Annotated in this window: 23 protein-coding genes; 17 read left to right on the top strand and 6 right to left on the bottom strand. The window is 63.7% G+C overall.

The window, feature by feature from the left end; translation table 11 throughout:
- Positions 1-2: 2 nt before the first annotated feature.
- Both recR and GSQ75_RS13055 read left to right on the top strand, forming a co-directional pair.
- A complete protein-coding gene (gene recR, locus GSQ75_RS13060; protein ID WP_158755315.1) occupies positions 3-605 on the top strand; it encodes a recombination mediator RecR in 603 nt (200 codons plus the stop codon).
- 20 nt (positions 606-625) lie between these two features.
- Positions 626-970, top strand: a complete 345-nt coding sequence (locus tag GSQ75_RS13055) for a histidine triad nucleotide-binding protein (protein WP_158755314.1) — start codon at positions 626-628, stop codon at positions 968-970.
- Between the two features lie 60 nt (positions 971-1,030).
- On the opposite strand, the gene GSQ75_RS13050 is transcribed toward GSQ75_RS13055, so the two are convergent.
- From GSQ75_RS13050 to GSQ75_RS13025, 6 genes are all read right to left on the bottom strand, one after another.
- Entirely contained in the window at positions 1,031-1,603 is a 573-nt protein-coding gene (locus tag GSQ75_RS13050) for a Slp family lipoprotein (protein ID WP_158755313.1), read from the bottom strand.
- A 47-nt stretch (positions 1,604-1,650) separates the two neighbouring features.
- Positions 1,651-3,621, bottom strand: coding sequence for a DUF3488 and transglutaminase-like domain-containing protein (locus tag GSQ75_RS13045; RefSeq protein ID WP_158755312.1), 1,971 nt, complete (start codon positions 3,619-3,621; stop codon positions 1,651-1,653).
- Positions 3,618-4,571 carry a DUF58 domain-containing protein gene (locus GSQ75_RS13040; protein ID WP_158755311.1) on the bottom strand — a complete coding sequence of 318 codons (954 nt, stop codon included), beginning with the start codon at positions 4,569-4,571 and terminating at the stop codon, positions 3,618-3,620. The genes GSQ75_RS13045 and GSQ75_RS13040 overlap by 4 nt, the downstream gene beginning before the upstream one ends.
- A complete protein-coding gene (locus GSQ75_RS13035; RefSeq protein ID WP_158755310.1) occupies positions 4,571-5,512 on the bottom strand; it encodes a MoxR family ATPase in 942 nt (313 codons plus the stop codon). Before GSQ75_RS13035 ends, GSQ75_RS13040 begins: the two co-directional genes overlap by 1 nt.
- Before the next feature lie 67 nt (positions 5,513-5,579).
- Entirely contained in the window at positions 5,580-6,179 is a 600-nt protein-coding gene (locus tag GSQ75_RS13030) for a Maf family nucleotide pyrophosphatase (protein WP_158755309.1), read from the bottom strand.
- Positions 6,176-6,631, bottom strand: a complete 456-nt coding sequence (locus tag GSQ75_RS13025) for a hypothetical protein (protein ID WP_158755308.1) — start codon at positions 6,629-6,631, stop codon at positions 6,176-6,178. Before GSQ75_RS13025 ends, GSQ75_RS13030 begins: the two co-directional genes overlap by 4 nt.
- 183 nt (positions 6,632-6,814) lie before the next feature.
- Here GSQ75_RS13025 and GSQ75_RS13020 point away from each other — a divergent pair, with 183 nt between their 5' ends.
- The 15 genes from GSQ75_RS13020 to GSQ75_RS12950 all read left to right on the top strand — a co-directional run bounded on the left by GSQ75_RS13020 (position 6,815) and on the right by GSQ75_RS12950 (position 21,793).
- Positions 6,815-7,294, top strand: coding sequence for a YceD family protein (locus GSQ75_RS13020; RefSeq protein WP_158755764.1), 480 nt, complete (start codon positions 6,815-6,817; stop codon positions 7,292-7,294).
- 69 nt (positions 7,295-7,363) lie between these two features.
- On the top strand, positions 7,364-7,558 hold the full coding sequence (gene rpmF / locus GSQ75_RS13015; protein WP_077441856.1) for a 50S ribosomal protein L32: 195 nt from the start codon (positions 7,364-7,366) through the stop codon (positions 7,556-7,558).
- A gap of 157 nt (positions 7,559-7,715) precedes the next feature.
- Positions 7,716-8,690 carry a beta-ketoacyl-ACP synthase III gene (locus GSQ75_RS13010; protein ID WP_158755307.1) on the top strand — a complete coding sequence of 325 codons (975 nt, stop codon included), beginning with the start codon at positions 7,716-7,718 and terminating at the stop codon, positions 8,688-8,690.
- A 142-nt stretch (positions 8,691-8,832) separates the two neighbouring features.
- A complete protein-coding gene (gene fabD, locus GSQ75_RS13005; RefSeq protein ID WP_158755306.1) occupies positions 8,833-9,780 on the top strand; it encodes an ACP S-malonyltransferase in 948 nt (315 codons plus the stop codon).
- A 52-nt stretch (positions 9,781-9,832) separates the two neighbouring features.
- Positions 9,833-10,576, top strand: a complete 744-nt coding sequence (gene fabG / locus GSQ75_RS13000) for a 3-oxoacyl-ACP reductase FabG (RefSeq protein ID WP_158755305.1) — start codon at positions 9,833-9,835, stop codon at positions 10,574-10,576.
- Positions 10,577-10,773: 197 nt separating this feature from the next.
- Positions 10,774-11,013, top strand: coding sequence for an acyl carrier protein (gene acpP, locus GSQ75_RS12995; RefSeq protein WP_007805185.1), 240 nt, complete (start codon positions 10,774-10,776; stop codon positions 11,011-11,013).
- Positions 11,014-11,250: 237 nt separating this feature from the next.
- The gene (gene fabF / locus GSQ75_RS12990) at positions 11,251-12,489 is read left to right on the top strand and encodes a beta-ketoacyl-ACP synthase II (protein ID WP_158755304.1); all 1,239 of its coding nucleotides are present in this window, start codon (positions 11,251-11,253) and stop codon (positions 12,487-12,489) included.
- A gap of 2 nt (positions 12,490-12,491) precedes the next feature.
- Positions 12,492-13,838 (top strand): aminodeoxychorismate synthase component I, encoded by a 1,347-nt coding sequence (locus GSQ75_RS12985; protein WP_158755303.1) that lies wholly within the window; start codon positions 12,492-12,494, stop codon positions 13,836-13,838.
- Positions 13,838-14,665, top strand: coding sequence for an aminodeoxychorismate lyase (pabC, locus tag GSQ75_RS12980; RefSeq protein WP_158755302.1), 828 nt, complete (start codon positions 13,838-13,840; stop codon positions 14,663-14,665). Before GSQ75_RS12985 ends, pabC begins: the two co-directional genes overlap by 1 nt.
- Complete coding sequence (mltG, locus tag GSQ75_RS12975) at positions 14,662-15,693, top strand: endolytic transglycosylase MltG (RefSeq protein WP_158755301.1); 1,032 nt, start codon at positions 14,662-14,664, stop codon at positions 15,691-15,693. The genes pabC and mltG overlap by 4 nt, the downstream gene beginning before the upstream one ends.
- On the top strand, positions 15,690-16,328 hold the full coding sequence (gene tmk, locus GSQ75_RS12970) for a dTMP kinase (RefSeq protein ID WP_158755300.1): 639 nt from the start codon (positions 15,690-15,692) through the stop codon (positions 16,326-16,328). Before mltG ends, tmk begins: the two co-directional genes overlap by 4 nt.
- The gene (gene holB / locus GSQ75_RS12965) at positions 16,325-17,260 is read left to right on the top strand and encodes a DNA polymerase III subunit delta' (protein WP_158755299.1); all 936 of its coding nucleotides are present in this window, start codon (positions 16,325-16,327) and stop codon (positions 17,258-17,260) included. The genes tmk and holB overlap by 4 nt, the downstream gene beginning before the upstream one ends.
- The gene (locus GSQ75_RS12960) at positions 17,257-18,231 is read left to right on the top strand and encodes a PIG-L family deacetylase (protein ID WP_158755298.1); all 975 of its coding nucleotides are present in this window, start codon (positions 17,257-17,259) and stop codon (positions 18,229-18,231) included. Before holB ends, GSQ75_RS12960 begins: the two co-directional genes overlap by 4 nt.
- Positions 18,232-18,465: 234 nt before the next feature.
- Positions 18,466-21,321, top strand: a complete 2,856-nt coding sequence (locus GSQ75_RS12955; RefSeq protein ID WP_158755297.1) for an EAL domain-containing protein — start codon at positions 18,466-18,468, stop codon at positions 21,319-21,321.
- 118 nt (positions 21,322-21,439) lie between these two features.
- Positions 21,440-21,793 (top strand): PilZ domain-containing protein, encoded by a 354-nt coding sequence (locus GSQ75_RS12950; RefSeq protein ID WP_158755296.1) that lies wholly within the window; start codon positions 21,440-21,442, stop codon positions 21,791-21,793.
- The last annotated feature ends 97 nt before the right edge of the window (positions 21,794-21,890 follow it).

The raw sequence follows: 21,890 nt of genomic DNA, 5'->3' as shown, positions 1-21,890 counted from the left end.
TCGTGAGCAACGGGTCAAACCTTCTCGCTGAATTGATCGAAGCGCTGCGCTGCCTGCCCGGCGTGGGCGGCAAGAGTGCGCAGCGGATGGCCTTCCATCTGCTGGAGCGTGAGCGCGAGCGCGGGCTGAAACTGGCTGCTGTGCTTGAGCAGGCGATGCAGCGCATCGGCCATTGCAGCCAGTGCCGCAACTTCAGCGAGGAGCCATTGTGCTCACTCTGTGCCAGCAGCAGCCGTGACCGGCAGGTGCTGTGCGTGGTGGAGTCGCCGACCGACCTGGCGGCGATCGAGCAGGCTACCGGTTATCGTGGCCAGTATTTCGTGCTGATGGGGCGGTTGTCGCCGCTGGACGGACTGGGACCGGAGGAACTGGGGCTGACGCAGCTGACCCAGCGACTGGGCGGCGGCGAGATCGAGGAGTTGATCATTGCCACCAACCCCACCGTGGAAGGCGAAGCAACGGCACATTACCTGGCGCAGCTGGCACGTGCCGGTGGCGTGCGACCAACCCGGCTGGCGCATGGCGTGCCGTTGGGCGGGGAACTGGAATACGTCGATCGCAACACACTGGCGCATGCGTTCGGCGGGCGCCAGCTGCTGGACTGACCTATACGGAGCAAGCGGGCATGAGCGATACCATCTTCAGCAAGATCATCCGCCGTGAGATACCGGCCGACATCGTCTACGAGAACGACGAGGTGCTGGCATTCCGCGATCTGAATCCGCAGGCGCCGGTGCACGTGCTGTTCATTCCGAAAAAGCCATTGGCCACGCTCAACGATGCCACCTTGGCCGATGAGGCGTTGCTTGGCAATTTGTTGCTGGCCGTGGCCGATTACGCAAAACAGGAGGGTTTTGCCGAACGGGGTTACCGGGCAGTGATCAACTGCAACGAGGATGGCGGCCAGACCGTGTTTCATCTGCACGTGCATCTGCTGGCCGGGCGTCGATTGAGCTGGCCACCAGGTTGAGTGGGTGACGTGGCCACACATGAAAACGCCGGCCAACGCCGGCGTTTTCATGTGTGATTATCAGCGCCGCCTTCCACCCCAATACCCGCCGCCCCAGTATCCATCACCCCAGAATGGGCCAGCCCACGGCCCGTAGTAGCTCGGACCCCATGGACCCCAATACGGATCGTAGGGGTAACCCGCGTAGACGGAGCGTTTCGGCCACAGATAGACCACGTCGGCTTCCACGCGCGGATAGGCGTAGTCGTAATCGCCCACCTTCTGCGACACCGTGCCCTGCAGCGTACCGGTCACGGTCAGCTCGCGGCCGCGGGTGAAGACTTCCGGATCATAGAAACCGGCGCGGCAGGCCACGAAGCGCCCCTGGTTTTCGGCGCCTGAGTTACCCCGTTCAGGGCGAGCCTCATCGTCCAGTGGACGCGACAGCAGGTAGAAGCAGGTCTCCTGCTGACCCGGTTCGGTCTTGATGATCTCGCCGCCCCAGCGCACGCGAGTGCCGCCGCCGGCGGCACCCTGCTGGACACTGGCGGTGGAGACGTTGGCGTAGTTGCCAGCCAGCGGTTGGGGGATCGTCGCGCATCCACCCAGCAAGGCGATGGCTGCGGCGAGGGTAAGGGGGCGGTACAGGGACATGGCAGTTTCTCCATCAGGGGCGGTGGCATGCGCCATCGCGTCGGCTTTCATTTGACCACGCGGACGACCCGAAAATCCCGTACGGTGCGTCGAAAGTCACGCAACGATTCAGGCGGCGGTTCGTCATGGGCATAACGCAGTTCCAGGTAACACCTCATCAACGTGGCAAGTTCATCGCGTTGCCCCGGTAACGCACGGGCAGCGCGACTCAGGTAATGCTGCGGACCTTCGCTGGGTCGGCGCACGATACCTTTGCGTGCCAGTTTCCGCTCCAGCTCATGCAGGGCGGCACGCAACGGATCGCCCACCTGCCGCCGCAACAGCGCCCACGCCAAACCGATCGCAATGAACAGCATGCTGCTGATCGCGAGCAGTACGCCCAGCGTCGCCGTATCGACATCACGAATACCGAACGGGGTCAGCAGGCCGTGTTGGCGCAGCGTATCGAAACCGATAACGCCTTGACCCCACCAGCGGTTGACGATATCCCAGTGATTACGCAGCGATTGCAGCCAGCGGCTCTCGTACCACGGCAACTGGCCATCCGCTGCGGCCGCCGCGCCCAGGCTCACGCGCTGCGGTCGTACCGCAGCAGTGGGGTCAACACGTACCCATCCACGCTCGGCCAGCCACACCTCGCTCCATGCATGGGCATCGGAATAGCGCACCAGCAGGTAGTTGCCGTACTTGCTCCAGTAACCACCCTGATAACCGGTCACCACGCGTGCCGGGATCCCGGCATCTCGCATCAGCACGGTAAACGCCGAGGAGTAATGCTCGCAGAAGCCCTCGCGGGTGTTGAACAGGAAGTCGTCCATCGCGTCGTGCCCCAGCGGCGCCGGTGCCAGCGTGTAGCGAAAGCCACCGTCGTGGAACAGAGTCAGCGCGGCCTGCACGATGGCAGCATCGTCGCTGCCATAGCGCTGACGCCATTGCTGCCCGAGCGCGAGGGTTCTTGGATTGAAACCGACAGGTAGCGACAACCCGAGATTGCGCGCCCGGACGCCGAGTTCCGGTTGCAGGCGGTATTGGATAGCTGACTGTGCCGTATAGGTGAGCGGATCGTTGACCGCTTTGTCGGCCATGACGACACGGTCCGCGCGCAGCGTTGCGCCAGTTGGTGCCCCCAGCGGCATATCCAGCATCGGCAATACGTGCTGGTGCGTAGGTTCCATGCTGATCCGGTATCCGACGATGCCGATGGCTTTCAGTTCAGCCGGCGCGTGATTCACAACGTCCGCGTAGCTCCAGCTGGAGCCGTCGTAATTCCACATGACATAGGCGCGGAAATAGCGCAGGTTCGCTGGTGGTGGTGCGCCGTCGAAACTGACTCGCATGGCCGGACGGTCATCGGTGAGCAGGTCCGTGAAACCGCTTGGCGACATGCTTTCGCTCAGCCCGGTGCGTGCCTCGTTGGGTGAGGGCGCTCCCCACAGCGGCGAGCTCAGTCGCGGCACCAGCAGGAACGCCAACAGCGCCAGCGGCAACGCCGACAGCAGCAGGCCAAGGCCTGGCAGCAGGGTGCGTTGGAGCGTGGCGGGTGCCTGCGCCGGCTCCAGCGCTCGCAACGTCGCCAGTGCCGGCAGCAGGCCCAGTGCAACGACAAGAGTGGCAATCAGCCCCTGGTCGAACAGCAGCGCCGCCATCAGGGCAAAGCACGCAAAGCTGATCCCGACGCGGACATCGCGCGCGGATTCGGTTTCCAGCAGTTTCAGGATCAACAGGCCAACAGCGAGCGCTACCCCCGGTGCGCGGCCGAAAATGCTGCCGTAGTGGGCGATCACGGCCAGCACCAGCAGCACCAGCAGTGGCAGCTTGAACCAGCGCGGTACGCGACCAGTGCGTTGGCGCCGTTGCCACCAGCGCCACCCCAGTATCAGTGCCAGCGCGATGCCCAGCCACCACGGCAGATGCATCGCGTGCAGGCCAAGCACGAAGGCTATGGTCAGGCTCAGCAGATCGAACGCACGCGTATCGACCACAGATGCGACGCGGGATTTTCGTGGGGGTGGGGTCATGGCATGCATGCCAATGCGCTCATGCAGCGCGCATAGTGCAATGGGCCGTTGCCACTGGCGATTTCGTTGCTGGGTAGCCAGAGACTGTAATTGTGCCGCTGGCTCTGTGCCTCACCCAGCCAGCGGGCCAGCCTAGCGATGCGGGCCTCGTGATCCAGCCCGTGCAACTGGCGCCAGTCCAGCTGCCATTGCGGGCGGCTTTGTGGCTGCTCGAAATCCTTCACCAGCAGATTGGTGTGACGGGCGCTGGCCTTCCAGGCAATGTGCCGTTGCGGGTCGCCAGCGCGGTAATCGCGCAACGCGGCCAGTTCGTCACCCTGGTGCAAGCGCATGTGGCGGGCATCGTCTGCGGCGGCGTAAGGCGGTGGCCCGGCGGTTTCCGGTTGCGGCCATACCAGCACGGATTGCTCCGGATAAAGCCAGCTCCATGCGCGAAACAGGCCTAGTGGCCAACTGCTCCACAGGCGCAGTCGCGGTAGTGGTTGCCAGCCGCGTCGCACGGTTGGCAGTGCGATTTTTACCTGGGTGGATCCACCGGCATCGATGGCAAAGGCCGTGGAGTCGTGCCCCGCGTCGACGCGGATCGCGCTGCGGCCGCGGTGGGAGTCGAACTCCAGCATGAGTTCGATTGGCTGGCCCGCAACTGCATGGCCGGCGCGGACATGACTCAAGCGCAAGCCGTCGAGGCTGCGAAACGCCACCAGCATGCTGGCGGCACTGGCTGCGCCAAGCAGGCAGGTGAGCAGCAGTGCGGCATTGTTGGCGTAATTCAGCGCGCCGACCATCATCACCAGCAGCAGCAGCGAAAAGCCGATGCCAAAGCCGGTCGGCACGATATAGATCCGTCGCCGATGCAGTTCGATCGGCAGGCTTTCCAGACGCCGGTAGCGGGTGAGCGCAGGCAGTCGGCGTTCGGCCCAGGTCTGCACACGCTGCAGGGTGCCGCGCATCAGTCCACCGCGACCTCGGCCAGCAGCTGTCGTGCCAGCGTGTCGCCGCTGGCGCTGCGCGCTGGCAGCAGTCGATGAGCTGCCAGTGGCACGAACAGCGCCTGGATGTCTTCCGGCAATACGTGAGTGCGGCCACTGAGCAGGGCCCATGCGCGCGCAGCACCAAGCAGGGCCAACCCCGCGCGTGGCGACAGGCCCACGCGGATCTCGGTGTGCCGGCGGCTGGCAGCGAGCAACTCCTGCAGGTAGTCGAGCAGGGCGCTGCTGGCGGTGATCGCCTGGGCCTGCCTGTGCAGCGCGATCAATGATGCGCCATCAAGTTGCGGAAGCAGCTTGGCAAGGATGTCGCGCCGATCGCTGCCAGTGAGCAAGGCACGCTCGGCGGTAGCGTCCGGGTAGTCCAGCGACAGTCGCAGCATGAATCGGTCGAGCTGCGAGTCGGGCAGCGGGAAGGTGCCATTGAGATCGAGTGGGTTCTGCGTGGCGACGACGAAGAACGGTTGCGCCAGGGCGTGCGTCTGGCCGTCCACAGTCACCTGGTTCTCGGCCATCGCCTCAAGTAATGCGCTCTGGGTCTTCGGGCTGGCGCGGTTGATTTCGTCAGCCAGCAACAGGCCGGTGAAGATCGGACCAGGGTGGAAGCGGAACTGGTTCGCCTCACGCTCGTACACACTGACACCGATGATGTCCGACGGCAGCAGGTCGCTGGTGAACTGCACGCGCTGGAAATCGAGCGAGAAAGTGGCTGCCAGCGCGTGGGCGAGAGTGGTCTTGCCCACGCCAGGCACGTCTTCCAGCAGCAGATGGCCGCCGGCAATCAGGCAGGTAAACGCCAGCTTCACCTGACGCGGCTTGCCCAGCAGCACCTGGTTGACCTGTGCGATCGCGGCGCCCAGGCGCTGTTGCAGACCTTCATCGCGAAGCGGAGTGATGGCAGACATGGTTTCTTCGGTATGAGGCGGATTGGGAAGCCGAGAGGCAGTGTAGCGATTGTTCGGTATGACCGAGCTAAGGCAACTCGATACCGGCTGCGCGCAGCAATCGCGCCAGCGCGATCAGGGGCAGTCCGATCAGTGCGCTGGGGTCGCGATTGTCGATCGACTCGAACAGGCTGATGCCGAGGGCTTCGCATTTGAAACTGCCGGCGCAGTCGAGCGGTTGCTCGCGTTCGATATAGCGCGCGATTTCAGTCGCGCTCAACGCACGGAAGCACACGCGGGTATGGTCGACATGGGTGTGCCGATTGCCGTTGCGGGTGTCGAGCAGGCACAGCGCCGTGTGGAAATGCACCTCGCGACCGGAACAGGTCGTGAGCTGGGCGTGGGCGCGTGCGGCGGTGCCGGGCTTGTCGAGGATCCGGCCGTCAAGTTCGGCAACCTGGTCGGAACCGATCACCAGCACGTCGTGTAGCCCGTCCGCGGCAGCTTCGGCCTTGGCGATCGCCAGCCGCAGTGCTCGGGTAGTCGGGGCTTCGCCGGCCAGTACGGACTCATCGGTGCCGGGCGCTCGTTGCTCGAAATCCGCCGTCAACCGGCGCAGGAGCTCGGCGCGGTAGCGCGAGGTGGAGCCCAGCACCAGCCGGGGGCTTGTCGATGCCAGCGAATTCATGTCTCGGATTCGCGCCGGATGTGTTCGCGCATGGCGCTGTTCAGGTCATGCTGGGCCTGGGTGAGCGCCTGCAGCAGGGGTTGCAGGCGCTCGTCGGTGCTGCGCATCGAGCTGGCGGCCTCGTCCAGCTCCTGCTGGCTGGCGTTTGACGAATGGTCGCGTATCCATAGTCGTTGCTGCAGCAGGGCGCGCAGGCCGCCGTCGATGGCATGCTGGGCATCCTGTTCGCTGGCAGCGGGCAGGTCAGGATTGAGCGACATCACCGCATGCGCCTGCTGCAGGCCGGATCGGCAGGTCTTGAGGTCGGTTTCCAGCCGGTCGGCCAGATCAAGCAGATTCTGCAGGCTGCGGCTGCGTTGCACATGGCGTCGGCGCATCAGGAGAGCCCAACCAGCGCCCACAAACAACAGGAGTAACAGCGCGGCGATGCCGAGCGTCAGATAGGCATTCAAGGCGGCAGCTCATGCGACGAAGGCATTCAGTCTGCCGCATCGGGGCCGGATCAGGCAAAATAAGCCCCGATAGCGGCTGTTCGATGGCTTTGGGCAGCCATACCAGTTGACTTTGGACGGCTTCATACCTAACATTTCCCGATTATGTCCGTGACACTGCCAGAGTCCGTGGACGCTTGGCGCATGGTCTCGGCGCGGCGTTCGTTCGAGGGAACGCTACCCATTGCGGCCATGCCACGCCTGTGCGGAGCCCTTGCGGGCACCGACGGAGTGGTGCGGTTCGAGCTGGATTTCGGCTCTGACAGCATGGGCACGAGCTATGTCGATGTTCGCGCGCAGGCTTCGCTGACACTGGTTTGTCAGCGCACGTTGGAACCGTTTGTACTGCCGGTGACGGTGAACACCCGGCTCGGCTTGATCAAACTGGAACGCGATGAGGCCGGCTTGCCGCCTGACTGCGAACCACTGCTGGTGGCTCAGGATGGCCGGTTGAATCCGGCAGATGTCATCGAAGACGAATTGCTGTTGGCGCTGCCGCTGATTCCGATCAATCCGGACAGCAGCCTGCCCGACGAAGTGACAGGCCATGAGCCGGAAGAGGATTTTACCGGCGAAGGGCGCTCCGAAAATCCGTTCGCGGTGTTGCGCGAACTGAAGAAGTAACCACCGACCCGGATCATCCGATTCTGGTTTTGTCGAAACAGATCATCAAGTTTCAGTTGGAGAATTACCATGGCAGTTGCCAAGAGCCGCCGTACCCCGTCCACCCGCGGCATGCGTCGTTCGCACGACGCGCTGAAGACCGTGCAGCTGTCCACCGATCCGACCAGTGGCGAAGTGCATCTGCGCCATCACGTCACCAAGGATGGCTACTACCGCGGCAAGAAAGTGATCGAAACCAAGGGTGCGGTGTCGGTCGAGGATTGATCGGTTCTGTGGGACCCTCCGGGTTCCCGGGATAGACGATCATGCAAACGGCGCGGCGACGCGCCGTTTTGCGTTTATGTGCGCCGGAACGTAACGTGGTGGCGTTGTATCGCCGATCATGGTGTTCGATCCTCCGTTTCCGTTGATGGATAGCTGAATGTCCCAGATTTACTCCCGCATCATTGCCACCGGTAGCGCGCTGCCCGAGCGCGTGGTCACCAATGCCGATCTCGAAAAGATCGTCGATACCAGTGACGAGTGGATCCACAGCCGCACCGGCATTCGCCAGCGGCATATCGCTGCCGACGGTGAGACCACTGGCGATCTGGCCTTCCTGGCGGCACAGCGCGCGCTGGAAGCGGCCGGCGTCAAGGCGTCCGAGCTCGACCTGATCGTGCTCGGCACCACCACGCCGGACATCATCTTCCCGTCCACCGCCTGCCTGGTGCAGCACCGGCTGGGTGCGAACGGCTGCGCCGCGTTCGACGTCAACGCGGCTTGCTCGGGTTTCGTCTACGCGCTCGGTATTGCCGACAAGTTCATCAAGAGTGGGCAGTCGAAGAAGGTGCTGGTGATCGGTGCCGAGACGCTGACCCGGATGGTCGACTGGACCGAACGTGAGAGCTGCGTGCTGTTTGGCGATGGCGCCGGCGCCGTGGTGCTTGAGGCCTCCACCGAGCCGGGCATCTATGCCACCTGCCTGCACGCCGATGGCGGTTTCAAGCATCTGCTGTACAACCCGGTGGGCGTCTCGGTCGGTTTCAAGGACGAGCCCAATCACGGCGTGCGCATCAAGATGGCGGGCCGCGAGGTGTTCAAGGTCGCGGTGAAGACGCTCGACTCGCTGGTTGATGAAACCCTGCAGGCGGCCGGGATGGTCGAGTCGGATATCGACTGGCTGATTCCGCACCAGGCCAACCTGCGTATCATCGAGGCCACCGCCAAGCGGTTGAAGATGTCGATGGAACGGGTCATCGTGACGGTCGACAAACACGCCAATACCTCGTCCGGTTCGGTGCCGCTGGCACTCGATTACGCGGTGCGGTCGGGCAAGGTACTGCGCGGCCAGAACCTGCTGCTGGAAGCGTTTGGCGGCGGTTTCACCTGGGCATCGGCGCTGCTGCGTTACTGAGCCAGGTCAGTTCAAGTTTTCTCCACAATGCCGCCCAGGGGCGGCATTGTGTTTTCCGTCCTGCAAGAATTAACGAATACAGCTGCGTATGGGCGGCGATGCTGGCACCATGGCGGTTTTCGTCGATGGGATCTGCGCATCCATGAGTTCAACTTCCGCCTCGCTCGCTTTCGTTTTCCCTGGTCAGGGCTCGCAATCGGTTGGCATGCTGGCCGAGCTTGCCGCTGCGCATGCCGAAGTGCAGGCGGCGTTTGCAGAGGCCTCGCAGGGCGCCGGACTCGATCTGTGGAACTTGAGCGCGCATGGGCCGGAAGACCAGCTCAACCGTACCGAGAACACCCAGCCGGCACTGCTTGCTGCCAGCGTGGCGGTATGGCGGGTATGGCAAAAACTGGGCGGCGTGCAGCCGGCTCAGCTGTCCGGTCACAGCCTGGGCGAATACAGCGCGCTGGTTTGTGCCGGTGCGTTGTCGCTGCATGATGCAGCGGCGCTGGTGGCTGCACGCGGTCGCCTGATGCAGGCAGCGGTGCCAGCAGGAGTCGGTGCGATGGCAGCAATCCTCGGTGGCGACGACGCGCAGATTGCCGCGGTGTGTGAGGAAGTGGCGCAGGGGCAGGTGGTATCGCCGGCCAACTTCAATTCACCCGGCCAGCTGGTGATCGCGGGGAATGCTGAGGCAGTGGATCGTGCGCTGGCACGGCTGGCCGAGCTGGGCGTGAAGAAGGCGATCAAGCTGGCTGTGTCCGTGCCGTCGCATTGTGCGTTGATGCGTGAGGCGGCCGACAGGCTGGGTGAGCGGATGGCCTCGATCAGCTGGCAGCTGCCGTCGATCCCGGTGGTACAAAACGCCGAAGCGCGCAGCTATGACACGGTGGATGAAATCCGCGGTGCATTGCAGCGTCAGCTGTATCTGCCGGTGCGCTGGACTGAATGTGTGCAAGTGCTGGCAACGGGCGGCGCCACCCGTATCGCCGAATGCGGTCCCGGCAAAGTGCTGAGCGGCCTGATCAAGCGCATCGACAAGACGCTCGAGGCGCGTGCGATTGGAACATCGGCCGAGCTGGATGCTGCGCGCGCCGAGTGGGTGTGACCTTTCCGCGGTACGCAAAAATTTCCCTATTGAATGTCAGGAACCTCTACAGATGAGCAACCCACTGCAAGGTGAAATCGCGCTGGTCACCGGCGCCAGCCGCGGCATCGGTGCGGCGATTGCGGACGAGCTGGCGGCCATGGGCGCCACCGTGATCGGTACGGCGACCAGCGAGAGCGGCGCGGTAGCGATCGGCGAACGACTGGCCGCGAACGGTGGCCACGGTCGCGTGCTCGATGTCACCAAGAGCGCTGCAGTCGACGCACTGATCGATGGCATCACCAAGGAATTCGGCGCGGTCTCGATCCTGGTCAACAACGCGGGCATCACCCGTGACCAGCTGCTGATGCGCATGCGCGAGGAAGACTGGAACGTCATCCTCGACACCAACCTCAGTTCGGTTTACCGCACTTCCAAGGCGGTGATGCGCGGCATGATGAAGGCGCGCAAGGGCCGCATCATCTCGATCGCTTCGGTGATCGGGCTCACCGGCAATCCTGGGCAGGCCAACTATGCGGCGGCGAAGGCCGGCATCATCGCGTTCTCGAAGTCGCTGGCGCGCGAGATCGGCACCCGCGGCATCACCGTCAATGTGGTGGCGCCGGGTTTCATCGACACCGACATGACCCGCGCGTTGCCCGAAGAGTCGAAGCAGGCACTGCTTGGCCAGATCGCGCTGGGCCGGCTCGGTGAGGTATCGGATATCGCCAAGGCGGTGGGTTTCCTGGCCTCGCCGGCGGCGGCCTACATCACTGGCGAGACCCTGCACGTCAACGGCGGCATGTATATGCCGTAAGGCTTGCAGAGGTAGTTGTCGCCAGCGGACTCGTTTTAGGAGACAATTACGCTTTCGCGCCGGTCCACCTTGGACTGCGCTCCATATCACCGGCGGATCGTGGCGGCCCAGCGGTTTAGCCACTACAATGCCGCCGGCCTTTTGCTGGCACTACGCCGGCACAGACAAACATTTACTCCTTGAGAGGTATGGGCAACATGAGCACCATCGAAGAGCGCGTCAAGAAAATCGTCATCGAGCAGTTGGGCGTGAAGGAAGATGAAGTCACGGCGAACGCTTCGTTCGTGGACGATCTGGGCGCAGATTCGCTGGACACGGTGGAACTGGTGATGGCGCTCGAGGAAGAGTTCGAGACCGAGATTCCCGACGAAGACGCCGAGAAGATCACCACCGTGCAGCAGGCCGTTGATTACATCAAGGCCCACTCCAAGGATTGATTGGTACGCCATTGATCGCTGTGCGTCTGACTGGGCTGCATTCTGCGACCCAGTTTTTTCATACAGCAATACTGAATTCTGCGCCTTCTTGGCGCAGTTTTCGTTTCTGCAATTTGTAACGTCCGACCCCGTATGGTGCGCAGGATGCGTCTCTGGCGAGGTGGATGACGTATCTACGATCCGTGTCGCGAGGCGCCCGCCCGCAACGGATTTACGGAATCACGAAGGAACATCAGCATGAGCAAGCGACGTGTGGTAGTGACCGGCATGGGCATCATCTCGCCGGTCGGCAACGAACTCGCCACCGCCTGGGAGCGCGTCCTCAAGGGCGTCAGCGGGATCGGCCCGGTCACCCATTTCGATACCTCCGCTTATTCCACGCGTATCGCCGGCCAGGTCAGCGGTTTCGATCCGGCACAGTGGATGCCGGTGAAGGACGTCAAGAAGATGGACCCGTTCATCCACTATGGCGTGGCGGCAGGTACCCAGGCTTTGCGTGATTCCGGGCTGGAAGTGACCGAAGAAAACGCACCGCGCATCGGTGTGGCAGTCGGCGCCGGCATCGGCGGCCTGTACACGATCGAAGCGACCACGCTCGAACTGGCCGCCAAGGGACCACGCCGGGTATCGCCGTTCTACGTGCCCAGCTCGATCATCAACATGGTTTCGGGCCAGCTGTCGATCATGTTTGGCCTGAAGGGACCGAATATCGCCTGCGTCACTGCCTGCACCACGGCGACCCACAATATTGGTCTGGCCGCGCGGATGATCCAGTACGGCGACGCCGACGCAATGATCGCCGGCGGTACCGAGTTCGCCACCACCGGCACGGCGATGGCCGGCTTCTGCTCGGCCAAGGCGATGTCCACCCGCAACGACGATCCGACCCGGGCGAGCCGTCCGTGGGACAAGGACCGCGATGGCTTCGTGCTGTCCGACGGCGCCGGTGTGCTGATGCTGGAGGAATACGAGCATGCCAAGGCACGTGGCGCCCGGATCTATGCCGAACTGGCGGGCTTCGGCATGAGTGGCGATGCGTTCCACATGACCGCGCCGAGCGAGGGTGGTGAGGGTGCGGCGCGCTGCATGCAGAGCGCGCTGAACGATGCCGGTCTCAATCCCGCCGACGTGCAGTACGTCAACGCACACGGCACCTCCACGCCGCTGGGCGATCTGGGCGAAGTGATGGCGGCGAAGAAGGTCTTCGGCGATTACGCCTACAAGCTGGCGATGAGCTCGACCAAATCCACCACCGGCCATCTGCTCGGTGCGGCCGGTGGCGTCGAGGCCATCTTCAGCATCCTGGCGCTGCGCGACCAGGTGCTGCCGCCGACGATCAACCTGGACGAGCCGAGCGAAGGCTGCGATCTGGATTTCGTGCCGCATACCGCGCGCGAAGCGAAGCTCGACGTGGCGATCTCCAACTCGTTCGGCTTTGGCGGCACCAACGGCACGCTGGCATTCCGTCGCGTCTGAGTGTGACCTGCCATCGTCGTATCCTGGCCGGCCGGCGCGATTTGCTCGCGCCGGCCGCTTCGTTTCCGCAGCGCTATCCGTGCCTGCTGGAAAGCGTGGTGCGTGGCACCGCGCAATCGCGTTACGACATCCTGTTCGCGTTTCCGGGTGATCGGCTCACGCTGCACGCGGATGGCCGTCTGTACGACGGCGCCGGATATCTGCAGAGTGGGCGTTTCCTCGATGCACTAGATGCAGCCTGGCAAGCCGAACGATTGCCAGCTGCTGACGATGAGCTGCCATTCCATGGCGGCTGGGTCTTGCTGCTGGCGTACGAACTGGCTGGCGAGATCGAGCCGAAGCTGAAGCTGCGACCACCGTCAGCGTTGCCGGTGGCACTCGCTGTGCGCTGCCCGGCCGCGGTGATCGTCGATCATGTGCGCGACTGCACGATCCTGCTTGCCGAGGCTGACCATGCGGAACTGCTCGATGCGCTTGAGTCCGATCTTACGGCAACCCCGCTGATTCCGTCGTTGCCTGCACCGACCGTGTGGGAAGAGGATGCGCCGCCATTGTTTCTCGATGGTGTTGCACGTATCCATGAACATCTTTATGCCGGCGACATTTTTCAGGTGAACCTGTCGCGCGCCTGGCGCGCGCGCTATGCACAGCCACCTACACCGGCATCGTTTTATGCCGTGCTGCGCCAGGCCAATCCGGCCCCGTTTGCCGGCTTGTTGCAGCAACCGGCCTGGGCGGTGGTGAGTTCCTCGCCCGAACGGCTGGTCGAGGTGCGCCGTGGCGTGGCGCAGACCCGGCCGATCGCCGGTACGCGGCCACGGCTGCCGGGTGATGATGAGCTGGCACGTATCCGTGAATTGAGCGCACATCCCAAGGAGCGCGCCGAACATGTGATGCTGATCGATCTGGAGCGCAACGACCTCGGTCGCGTCTGCATACCCGGTACGGTCGAGGTCGACGAGCTGATGGCCGTGGAGAGTTACGCTCACGTTCACCACATTGTCTCCAATGTACGAGGCCGACTGCGCGCCGAAGTGACACCTGGTGAAGTCATCGCTGCCACCTTTCCCGGCGGCACCATCACCGGCTGTCCCAAGGTGCGCTGCATGGAAATCATTGCCGCACTGGAAGACAGGCCGCGTGGCGCCTATACCGGCGCACTGGGCTACCTCGATCGCAACGGTGACCTCGACTTGAACATCCTGATCCGCACCCTGACCCTGGCCGGCGATGAAGTCAGCCTGCGCGCCGGCGCCGGCATCGTCGCCGATTCGGTGGCCGAGAGCGAGCTGGGTGAAACCCGCGCCAAGGCCCGAGGGCTGTTGCGTGCGCTGGGTGTGCCGGATTGATGACCGCGCGCATGCTCATCGACGGCGCGCCAGCCGACCAGGTTCCTGCACTGGATCGCGGTCTGGCCTATGGCGATGGTCTGTTCGAGAGCATCCGTCTCGTCGGTGTCGTGGCGCCGCTGTGGTCGCGTCATATGCGACGACTCAGCGAAAGCTGCGAACGTCTGCGGATACCGGCGCTTGATCCGGCGCAATTGTGGCGCGAGGCCTTGGAAGTCACTCGTGGCATGCCGCAGGCGGTGGTACGCATCACAGTGACCCGCGGTGTCGGCGAGCGCGGTTACACGTTGCCGGTATCGCCGCAACCGTTGCGTGTGGTGGCAGCTTTCGCACCGCCGCAGGTCATGGACTCAGCGTATGCGCAGGGCGTGCGCATGCGCATCTGTGCCATCCGGTTGGCCGAACAGCCGCTGCTGGCCGGCATGAAACATTTGAACCGGCTGGAGCAGGTGCTGGCACGTGCCGAGTGGGACGACCCCGCGATCGCCGAAGGCGTGCTCTGCGATAGCCACGGTCGTGTCATTTCGGCGACGATGGCCAATCTGTTTGCCGTCGTCGATGGCGTGCTGCTGACGCCGGCGCTGGATCGCTGCGGGGTGGCCGGCGTAGGCCGCGCCGAAGTACTGACGGCTTACCCGCAGGCGCAGGTGGGCGAACTATCCCTGGATACCCTGCTAGGTGCCAGCGAAGTCTTTCTCAGTTCGAGCGTGCGCGGCATCCTGCCGGTACATTCGCTGGGTGAACAGGTGTATGTGCCAGGTGTACTCACACGCCAGCTGCAACTGCACTGGCACAATCTCGGTTTTTCGATGGAGCAGGACGGATGAGTCACCGATCGATGCGCGGACGCGCATGGCCATGGATGCTGCTCGTGCTGCTGGCGGTCGGTGGTGCGCTGCTGTATGGCTGGAACGACTTCAACCGTTTCAGCAATGCGCCGTTGCAGGTGGCCACGCAGGGCGACAGCATCGATATCGGTCGTGGTACCAGCTTCAGAAACATCGTCGGTGAACTGAACCAGCGCAAGCTGAGCACGGCCAATCAGCTGTACTGGCGATTGCTGGCTGAGCAGATGCGCGTGGCTGGCAAGCTGCATGCCGGCGAGTACGCGCTCGCGGCGGGCATCACTCCACGCCAGCTGCTCGCCAACATGGCGGCTGGCAAGGTGATGCAGCGCAATTTCACCATCGTGGACGGCTGGACTTTTGCCGAGTTGCGCCAGGCGCTGGCGAAGGCCGACAAGCTCGATCACAATAGTGCCAGTCTGGACGATGCAACGATCATGCAGAAGATCGGTGCCCCCGGTGAGGCGCCGGAAGGACGTTTCCTGCCGGAGACCTATGCCTATGTGAAAGGCGATGGTGATCTGGACATCCTCAAGCGCGCGCACGCCGACATGCTCAAGACGCTCGATGCGCTATGGCCTGCGCGTGACAAGGATTTGCCTTTGGCCACGCCGTATGACGCCCTGATCCTGGCCTCGATCGTGGAAAAGGAAACCGGTCGCGCCGATGAGCGTGCACGGATCGCCGGCGTGTTCGTGCGGCGCCTGGAAAATCATATGCTGCTGCAGACCGACCCCAGCGTGATCTACGGCATGGGTGCGAGCTACACCGGCAATATCCACAAGACCGATCTCACCACCGACACGCCTTACAACACCTATACCCGACCGGGTCTGCCGCCGACGCCGATCGCGCTGCCGGGCAAGCCGGCGCTGCTGGCGGTCCTGCACCCGGCGCCCGGCACCGAGCTCTACTTCGTTGCCCGTGGCGACGGCGCCCATGCGTTTTCCAGCACGCTGGAGGAACACAATCGCAATGTCGACTGTTACCAGCGGAAGCATTGTCCATGAGCGCGGCACGCGGAAAATTCATCAGCCTCGAAGGTGGCGAGGGTGCTGGCAAGAGCACCCTGCTGGCCGGGCTGCACGCATGCATCGAACAGCATGGCATCGCCCTGGTGCAGACACGCGAACCCGGTGGTACCGGGGTCGGTGAGGCCGTGCGTACCATCGTGCTCGACCTGGCACAGCGCGAGCTGGCCGCCGAGACCGAATTGCTGCTGATGTTTGCCTCGCGCGCGCAACTGGTGCGCGAAGTGATCGAGCCGGCACTGCATGCGGGCCACTGGGTACTGTGCGACCGTTTTGCCGACGCCAGTTACGCCTATCAAGGCGGTGGCCGCGGTCAGCCGGAGTCGCGCATAGCTGCGCTGGAAGACTGGGCCTGTGCCGGCGTCAAACCGGACCTGACCCTGCTGCTCGATGTGCCGGTGGCAACCGGACGTGCGCGTGCGGCTGGTCGTGGCGATGCCGACCGCATCGAGGTGGAAGCCGACAGTTTCTTCGAACGCGTACGGACAACGTACCGTCAACGTGCCGCCGCCGAGCCGGATCGTTTCCGCATGCTCGATGCCAGTCAATCACCCGCGGTCGTGCTGCAGGCCGCGATCGTCGCCATAGCTCATCTGTTCGAGGCAAAGGTATGAGCGCGATGCCCTGGCATGCGGAACATTGGCTGCGATTGCAGGCGCGCCGCCAGCGCGACGCGTTGCCGCATGCGCTGCTGCTTTGCGGTCCGGTAGGTCTCGGCAAGCGCGTATTTGCCCAGCGTTTCGTACAGAGCCTGCTGTGCGAGCGGCCGATCGAAGGCGAGGCCTGCGGTGCTTGCCGCAGCTGCCTGCTGCTGGCGGCTGGCTCGCACCCGGATCTGGTCGCACTGAGCCTCGGCCTGCGCAAAGACGGCGTGCAGCGCAGCGAGATCGTGGTCGAGCAGATCCGCGAGCTGTCGGCGCGGCTGGCCATGCGCAGCCAGTTCGGCGGCTGGCAGGTAGCCATGATCGATCCGGCCGACGCGATGAATACGGCAGCTGCCAACGCACTGTTGAAGACGCTGGAAGAACCCTCCGCACAGACCATGCTGTTCCTGCTCGCCGATGCGCCGTGGCGGCTGCCGCAGACCATCCGCAGCCGCTGCCAGCGGATCGAATTTCATCTGCCCGATACCGCTGGGGCATTGGCATGGCTGCAGGCCGAAGGCGTCCGCGATGCCTCGGATGCACTGACTGCGGCGGGTGGCAATCCTGGCCTGGCACAAGCCTGGGCGCAGGAAGGGGCATTGGGGCGCCGGCTGGAAGTGCGCAAGGATCTGGCCGCATTGGCCGCTGGCCGTGGCCAGCCGACCGAAGTGGTCAAGCGCTGGCTGGACAGCGAGCCGACGCAGCGCCTGTGGTTCGCGGCCCAGGCCACCGCCGATGAGATCAGGGCACGGGCGGCCGAAGGTACCGGGCCGCTGGCCAGCACGATGGATGTCGAGGCGCTCGGACACTGGTACAACGCAGTCAATCGTACCCGCGAGGGTCTGCGTGGCCCGTTGCGTGGCGATCTGTTGCTGCTGGAATTGCTGGCGAAGTGGCGTTGACGGAAGCCATCGCACGCGCGTTGCCAGAGCCGTTGGCGCCCGGGCTGCCAGTCTTATCCGGGCAGACCCGGTTGCTGGTAGTCGCACCGCATCCGGATGACGAGACCATCGCCACCGGCCTGCTGATCCAGCAGGTAAAGGAGGCAGGTGGAGAGGTCCAGATCCTGTTGCTGACCGCCGGCGACAACAACCCATGGCCACAACGCTGGCTGGAACGGCGTGTGCGGATCCGCGATGCCGACCGGCAGCGCTGGGGGCGTCGCCGGTCGGCTGAAATGCTGCAGGCGTTGCAGCAACTCGGCCTGCCGGCATCAGCGCTCGAGAGCATGGGTTGGCCCGACATGGGTCTCACCGACTGTGTACTGCAATCGGGCGACAAGGCTGTGTCGGCGCTGGCCGCAGCGATCGGCCGGTTTCAACCCAATCTCGTCGTGTTGCCTTCGCTCGACGACCGTCACCCCGATCACGGCGCGGCGCACGTGCTGGTTCGACTTGCCTTGGCAGGGCAGGCCCATCCGCCGCAGTTGCTGGCTTACCTGGTACATGGTCATGCGCAGGATGCCGGGTTCATCGATATTGGCGGTTCGCTTGAGCAAACAGTGAACAAGCAGGTGGCGCTGGCCGAGCATGGCAGTCAGATGGCCTTGAGCGGTCGTCGTATGCGCGCGCTGGCTGGACGACCCGAGCGTTACACCGGGGTGGCTGCATCCTCATCTTTCATCTTGCCGTGGCGGCCGCCCGTCTGGCTGTGGCCTTGGTTGCGGCTGAGTCTGGTCAGTGCGAGAGGCACGCAGAGCTGGAACTGGCGTGATGCCCCGTTGCAGCGCGACCAGCATGGCGGCTATCGGCTGCAGCCAACGGCCGAAATATCGGGCCAGCTGCAATTTGTCAGGCTGGCCTCGACCCTGCCTTCGCCGTGGATCTTCGATCACTGGGGCTGGTGCGAGTTGCCGGGCAATCCGCCACGGTGATTGCCGGCCTTGCATAGCTCGATTGACAGGGCTAGCGTGGTGGCAAGGGGAATCAGGGGTATGCGGAAGTGGTGGCGGAACATGACGGCGGCTGCTTGGTTGCGCCGGCGCCGGGCCATCGTCCACTGCCGGTTAGTGATTCCAGTCGATCGAACGTCTGTCAGGTTGAGGCCGTAGCTGCTGATTCCATCCACTGGCTGTGTCACGCGTATGCACAATCCGGATCAGAATTCGATGCAGATCGATGCGGAAGCGGCTGCCGCATCCAGTGAGAGCTTCTATGCAGCGCTGTCCGAGATCGGCCAGTTGCTGGTGCGCTCGCTCGATCCGCCGGTGCTCTACGAGGCAGTCATCGAGGTGCTGGAGCGCCGGATCGGGGCCCGCTTTGTGATGGTGGGCGAGCTGGACCGTGGTACCAGCCAGTTCCGGCGGATTGCTCCGGCGCGGGTAGCTTCAGGCAAGAGTGACATCTATCCCGAAAACATGTCGTTCTCGGTTGCGCGGCCAGAGTTCTGGCAGGGCGCGCCACAGCTGGAGGCTGATATCAGGCATACGCCGGGCCTGGAGATGTTTCGTCCGGCGTACGTGCGGCACGGGGTTACCTCCGTGATCGCCGTGCCGGTGCTGAAGTTCGGCGAGGTGTGCGCCGGGCTGGTCATACGGTCATCCCATGCCAGCTTCTTTTCACCGCAGATGATCGAACTTCTGCAGCAGGTTGCGGCAAGCATCGGATTGGGGCTTGAGGCGCACGGGCAGCGGATGCGGTTGTTGCAATCGGTGCATGACGAGGCACGCCAGCGTCACGCGCTGCGTTTGCTCAGCGAGATGATCAAGCTGGCAACCCACAGTGTGGACGAGCAGGTGTTGCTCGCCGATGCCTGTCGCGTGGCAAGGCGTACCGGCGGTTATCAGGTTGCCTGGATTGGCCTGTTGCAGGAGGATGCCCCCTCAAGCTTGAAGCTGCGTGCCCATGATGGTCTTGCTCAGGGCGCCGGAACGGAGGCTGCGCTCGACTTGGGCGATCCCCATTACGCGGACGACACGGCAGTGACCGCGATGGCGACTGGGCAGGCCCAGGTCAGCCACCGGTTGTCATCAGGGCGCGTGGACTGGCCATCAGGATCCGGCATGGCAGGACTGCATGCTGTGCTCGCGCTGCCATTGCGCGTCGAGGGGGCAATTGTCGGCGTGTTCGTGATCGGTGCAGCGGGGTCGGATGCTTTCACTGCAGTCGAGGTGCAGGTCTTTTCGGAAATGACGGTCGAGCTGGGCCTCGGCGTCCAGATGCAGCGTGCGCGTGCCGCCCGTGTTGTAGCGGAACAGAAACTGCGGCTCAACCTGATCCACTTCCGCACCATCCTGTCGAACCAGTACACCGGCGTCCTGGTGGTCTCCGAAGACAATCTCGTGAAGTTTGCCAACGAGGCTTTCTGCACCTTGTTCGGTTTGTCCGAGACACCGGCTGAACTGGAGGGTCAGCCGGCAGCCAAGATGTATGGCCGCCTGAAACAGGCTTATGAGGATCCCGAGCACGAGTGGGCCAGGATCCAGCAGATCCTGGCCCGGGGCGAGCCGGTCGAAGCCGAGGAGATATCCATGCGGGGCGGCCGCATCTTCCTGCGCGACTTCGTGCCGATCAAGATCGATGGCGTGCCGCAGGGACGGTTGTGGCAGCAGCGCGACATCACCGAACAGAAAATGCATGAAGCCAGGGTCGAGCGGCTGGCGTTTTACGATGTGGTCACCGGCCTGCCGAACCGGCGCCTGTTGTTCGAGCTGCTGGAGCAGGCGCGGACGCGGGCTGTCAAGCAGAAATCCATGCTCGCTGTCGGCGTGCTGGATCTTGACCGCTTCAAGAGCGTCAACGACACGATCGGGCACGGTGGTGGCGACCGCGTGCTGGCCGAGGCTTCGGCGCGGGTCCTGGGCATGTTGCGCGAGGCCGATGTGCTGGCCCGCTTCGGTGGTGATGAGTTTGCGCTGGTGATTTCCGGCTTCGACAGCCGGGAGCAGCTCGATGTGATCAGCCGCTGCATCCTGCAAGTATTGCGAGCGCCATTCAATCTGATGGGTGAGCAGCTCTATCTGTCCGCCAGTATCGGCTGGACCCTTTTTCCACTCGATGGAGCCGATGCCGAGGGTCTGGTGCGGCATGCCGATCTGGCGATGTACGCGGCGAAGGAAGAGGGCAAGGATCGCGGGTCGCTGTATGAGCCAGTGATGGAGCTGGAGCAGCTGCGGTTGCAGGCGATGCGGGAGCGAATCGCCCAGGCGCTGCAGCAGGCGCACCTGGTACTGCTGTACCAGCCGATCGTGTTCATCGACGGTTTGCCTGGCCTGCATGGGGTGGCTGGCATGGAAGTGCTGCTGCGCCTCAACGATAGCGGAGAAGGGTTGATCGAACCCGCCAAATTCATGCATGTGCTGGACGACCCGCAACTGGCGCGGCCAATCGGCCGCTACGTGCTCGACGAAGCGCTGCGGCGCTGCCAGTCCTGGATGCAGGAAGGTATTTCGATCCCGGTGTCGGTCAACATCAGCACCCGTCATTTGTTGCATCCGGCGTTCTTCAGCGACATCGACGCCGTACTTGATGCCTATCCCGGCGTGATGGATGTGGGTTTTGGCATCGAAGTGACCGAGACTGGCCCGTCGATGGATCATGCCCGCGCGAAAGTCGTCATCGAGGAATGCCGTCGACGCGGGATTCGCGTCGGCCTGGATGATTTCGGCACCGGCAGTGCGTCGCTGAGCCACATCCAGCAGCTGGATATCGAGCACATCAAGCTCGACCAGAGCTTCGTGCGGGACATCATCAACGACGAGCGCAACATGGCGATTGCCGCGGGCGTGATCACCACCGCCCGCATGCTGGCCAAGACGGTGATTGCCGAAGGCGTCGAGACCTCCGCGCAAGGCGACCTGCTGGCCTCACTCGGCTGTCACCAGCTGCAAGGATTTTCGATTTCCAGGCCCATGGCCGCCGAAGCGGTTCCGGCGTGGATTGCCGGATGGGTGCCGCCAGCCTCGTGGGGGCGTCTCGTGAATGAGCGGCAGTCGCTGCTGACCAGTCAGTCGGACAACGCATGATGCTCCAGCCAAAGCCGCCTCGGCCCGCAGCTGCGCCACAACAGTGGTATGGGCGGATCACAGCATCTAAGATCAGCGTCATCGATCGGGCGGCTTGATCGCCCGGCAGGAGCTCAGCATGAAACCGATGGCTGCCCGTCAGGGCATCATTTCATTGAAAATCAAGGATGCGGCGTCGCTGTACAACGCCTACATGCCGTTCCTCAAGCATGGCGGCCTGTTTGCGCCGACTGCCCAGGCCTATTCGCTGGGTGACGAAGTGGTGCTGCTGGTGACCTTGGCCGAGGAAACCGAGCGGTTGTCCGTGGTCGGCAAGGTGGTCTGGATCAGTCCGCTGGGCGCACAGGGCAACCGCACCGCTGGTATCGGCATCCACTTCAACGAGTCGAGTGACGCCGAAGCCGCGCGCAGCCGTATCGAGAACATCCTTGCCGGTACGCTCAATTCAGAGCGCGCCACCCACACCATGTAATGGCAGCATCACGCCACGGCAGCAATGCATGGCGATAATCCGCATGGCGCCGGCCGTCAAGGCTTGTCGTTATACCCATGCGCGCTGATACAATGGC

Source organism: Dyella sp. S184 (assembly GCF_009766065.1).
Lineage (GTDB): Bacteria > Pseudomonadota > Gammaproteobacteria > Xanthomonadales > Rhodanobacteraceae > Rhodanobacter.
The sequence above is the reverse complement of the archived record's forward strand: the minus strand, read 5'-3'. Positions and strand labels throughout refer to the sequence as shown.

Excerpts from the sequence above, each read along its gene's own strand:
- GSQ75_RS13055 (WP_158755314.1), top strand. The coding sequence starts at position 626 with ATGAGCGATACCATCTTCAGCAAGATCATCCGCCGTGAGATACCGGCC.
- GSQ75_RS13050 (WP_158755313.1), bottom strand. The coding sequence starts at position 1,603 with ATGTCCCTGTACCGCCCCCTTACCCTCGCCGCAGCCATCGCCTTGCTG.
- GSQ75_RS13045 (WP_158755312.1), bottom strand. The coding sequence starts at position 3,621 with ATGACCCCACCCCCACGAAAATCCCGCGTCGCATCTGTGGTCGATACG.
- GSQ75_RS13040 (WP_158755311.1), bottom strand. The coding sequence starts at position 4,571 with ATGCGCGGCACCCTGCAGCGTGTGCAGACCTGGGCCGAACGCCGACTG.
- GSQ75_RS13035 (WP_158755310.1), bottom strand. The coding sequence starts at position 5,512 with ATGTCTGCCATCACTCCGCTTCGCGATGAAGGTCTGCAACAGCGCCTG.
- GSQ75_RS13030 (WP_158755309.1), bottom strand. The coding sequence starts at position 6,179 with ATGAATTCGCTGGCATCGACAAGCCCCCGGCTGGTGCTGGGCTCCACC.
- GSQ75_RS13020 (WP_158755764.1), top strand. The coding sequence starts at position 6,815 with ATGGTCTCGGCGCGGCGTTCGTTCGAGGGAACGCTACCCATTGCGGCC.
- rpmF (WP_077441856.1), top strand. The coding sequence starts at position 7,364 with ATGGCAGTTGCCAAGAGCCGCCGTACCCCGTCCACCCGCGGCATGCGT.
- GSQ75_RS13010 (WP_158755307.1), top strand. The coding sequence starts at position 7,716 with ATGTCCCAGATTTACTCCCGCATCATTGCCACCGGTAGCGCGCTGCCC.
- fabD (WP_158755306.1), top strand. The coding sequence starts at position 8,833 with ATGAGTTCAACTTCCGCCTCGCTCGCTTTCGTTTTCCCTGGTCAGGGC.
- fabG (WP_158755305.1), top strand. The coding sequence starts at position 9,833 with ATGAGCAACCCACTGCAAGGTGAAATCGCGCTGGTCACCGGCGCCAGC.
- acpP (WP_007805185.1), top strand. The coding sequence starts at position 10,774 with ATGAGCACCATCGAAGAGCGCGTCAAGAAAATCGTCATCGAGCAGTTG.
- fabF (WP_158755304.1), top strand. The coding sequence starts at position 11,251 with ATGAGCAAGCGACGTGTGGTAGTGACCGGCATGGGCATCATCTCGCCG.
- pabC (WP_158755302.1), top strand. The coding sequence starts at position 13,838 with ATGACCGCGCGCATGCTCATCGACGGCGCGCCAGCCGACCAGGTTCCT.
- mltG (WP_158755301.1), top strand. The coding sequence starts at position 14,662 with ATGAGTCACCGATCGATGCGCGGACGCGCATGGCCATGGATGCTGCTC.
- tmk (WP_158755300.1), top strand. The coding sequence starts at position 15,690 with ATGAGCGCGGCACGCGGAAAATTCATCAGCCTCGAAGGTGGCGAGGGT.
- holB (WP_158755299.1), top strand. The coding sequence starts at position 16,325 with ATGAGCGCGATGCCCTGGCATGCGGAACATTGGCTGCGATTGCAGGCG.
- GSQ75_RS12955 (WP_158755297.1), top strand. The coding sequence starts at position 18,466 with ATGCAGATCGATGCGGAAGCGGCTGCCGCATCCAGTGAGAGCTTCTAT.
- GSQ75_RS12950 (WP_158755296.1), top strand. The coding sequence starts at position 21,440 with ATGAAACCGATGGCTGCCCGTCAGGGCATCATTTCATTGAAAATCAAG.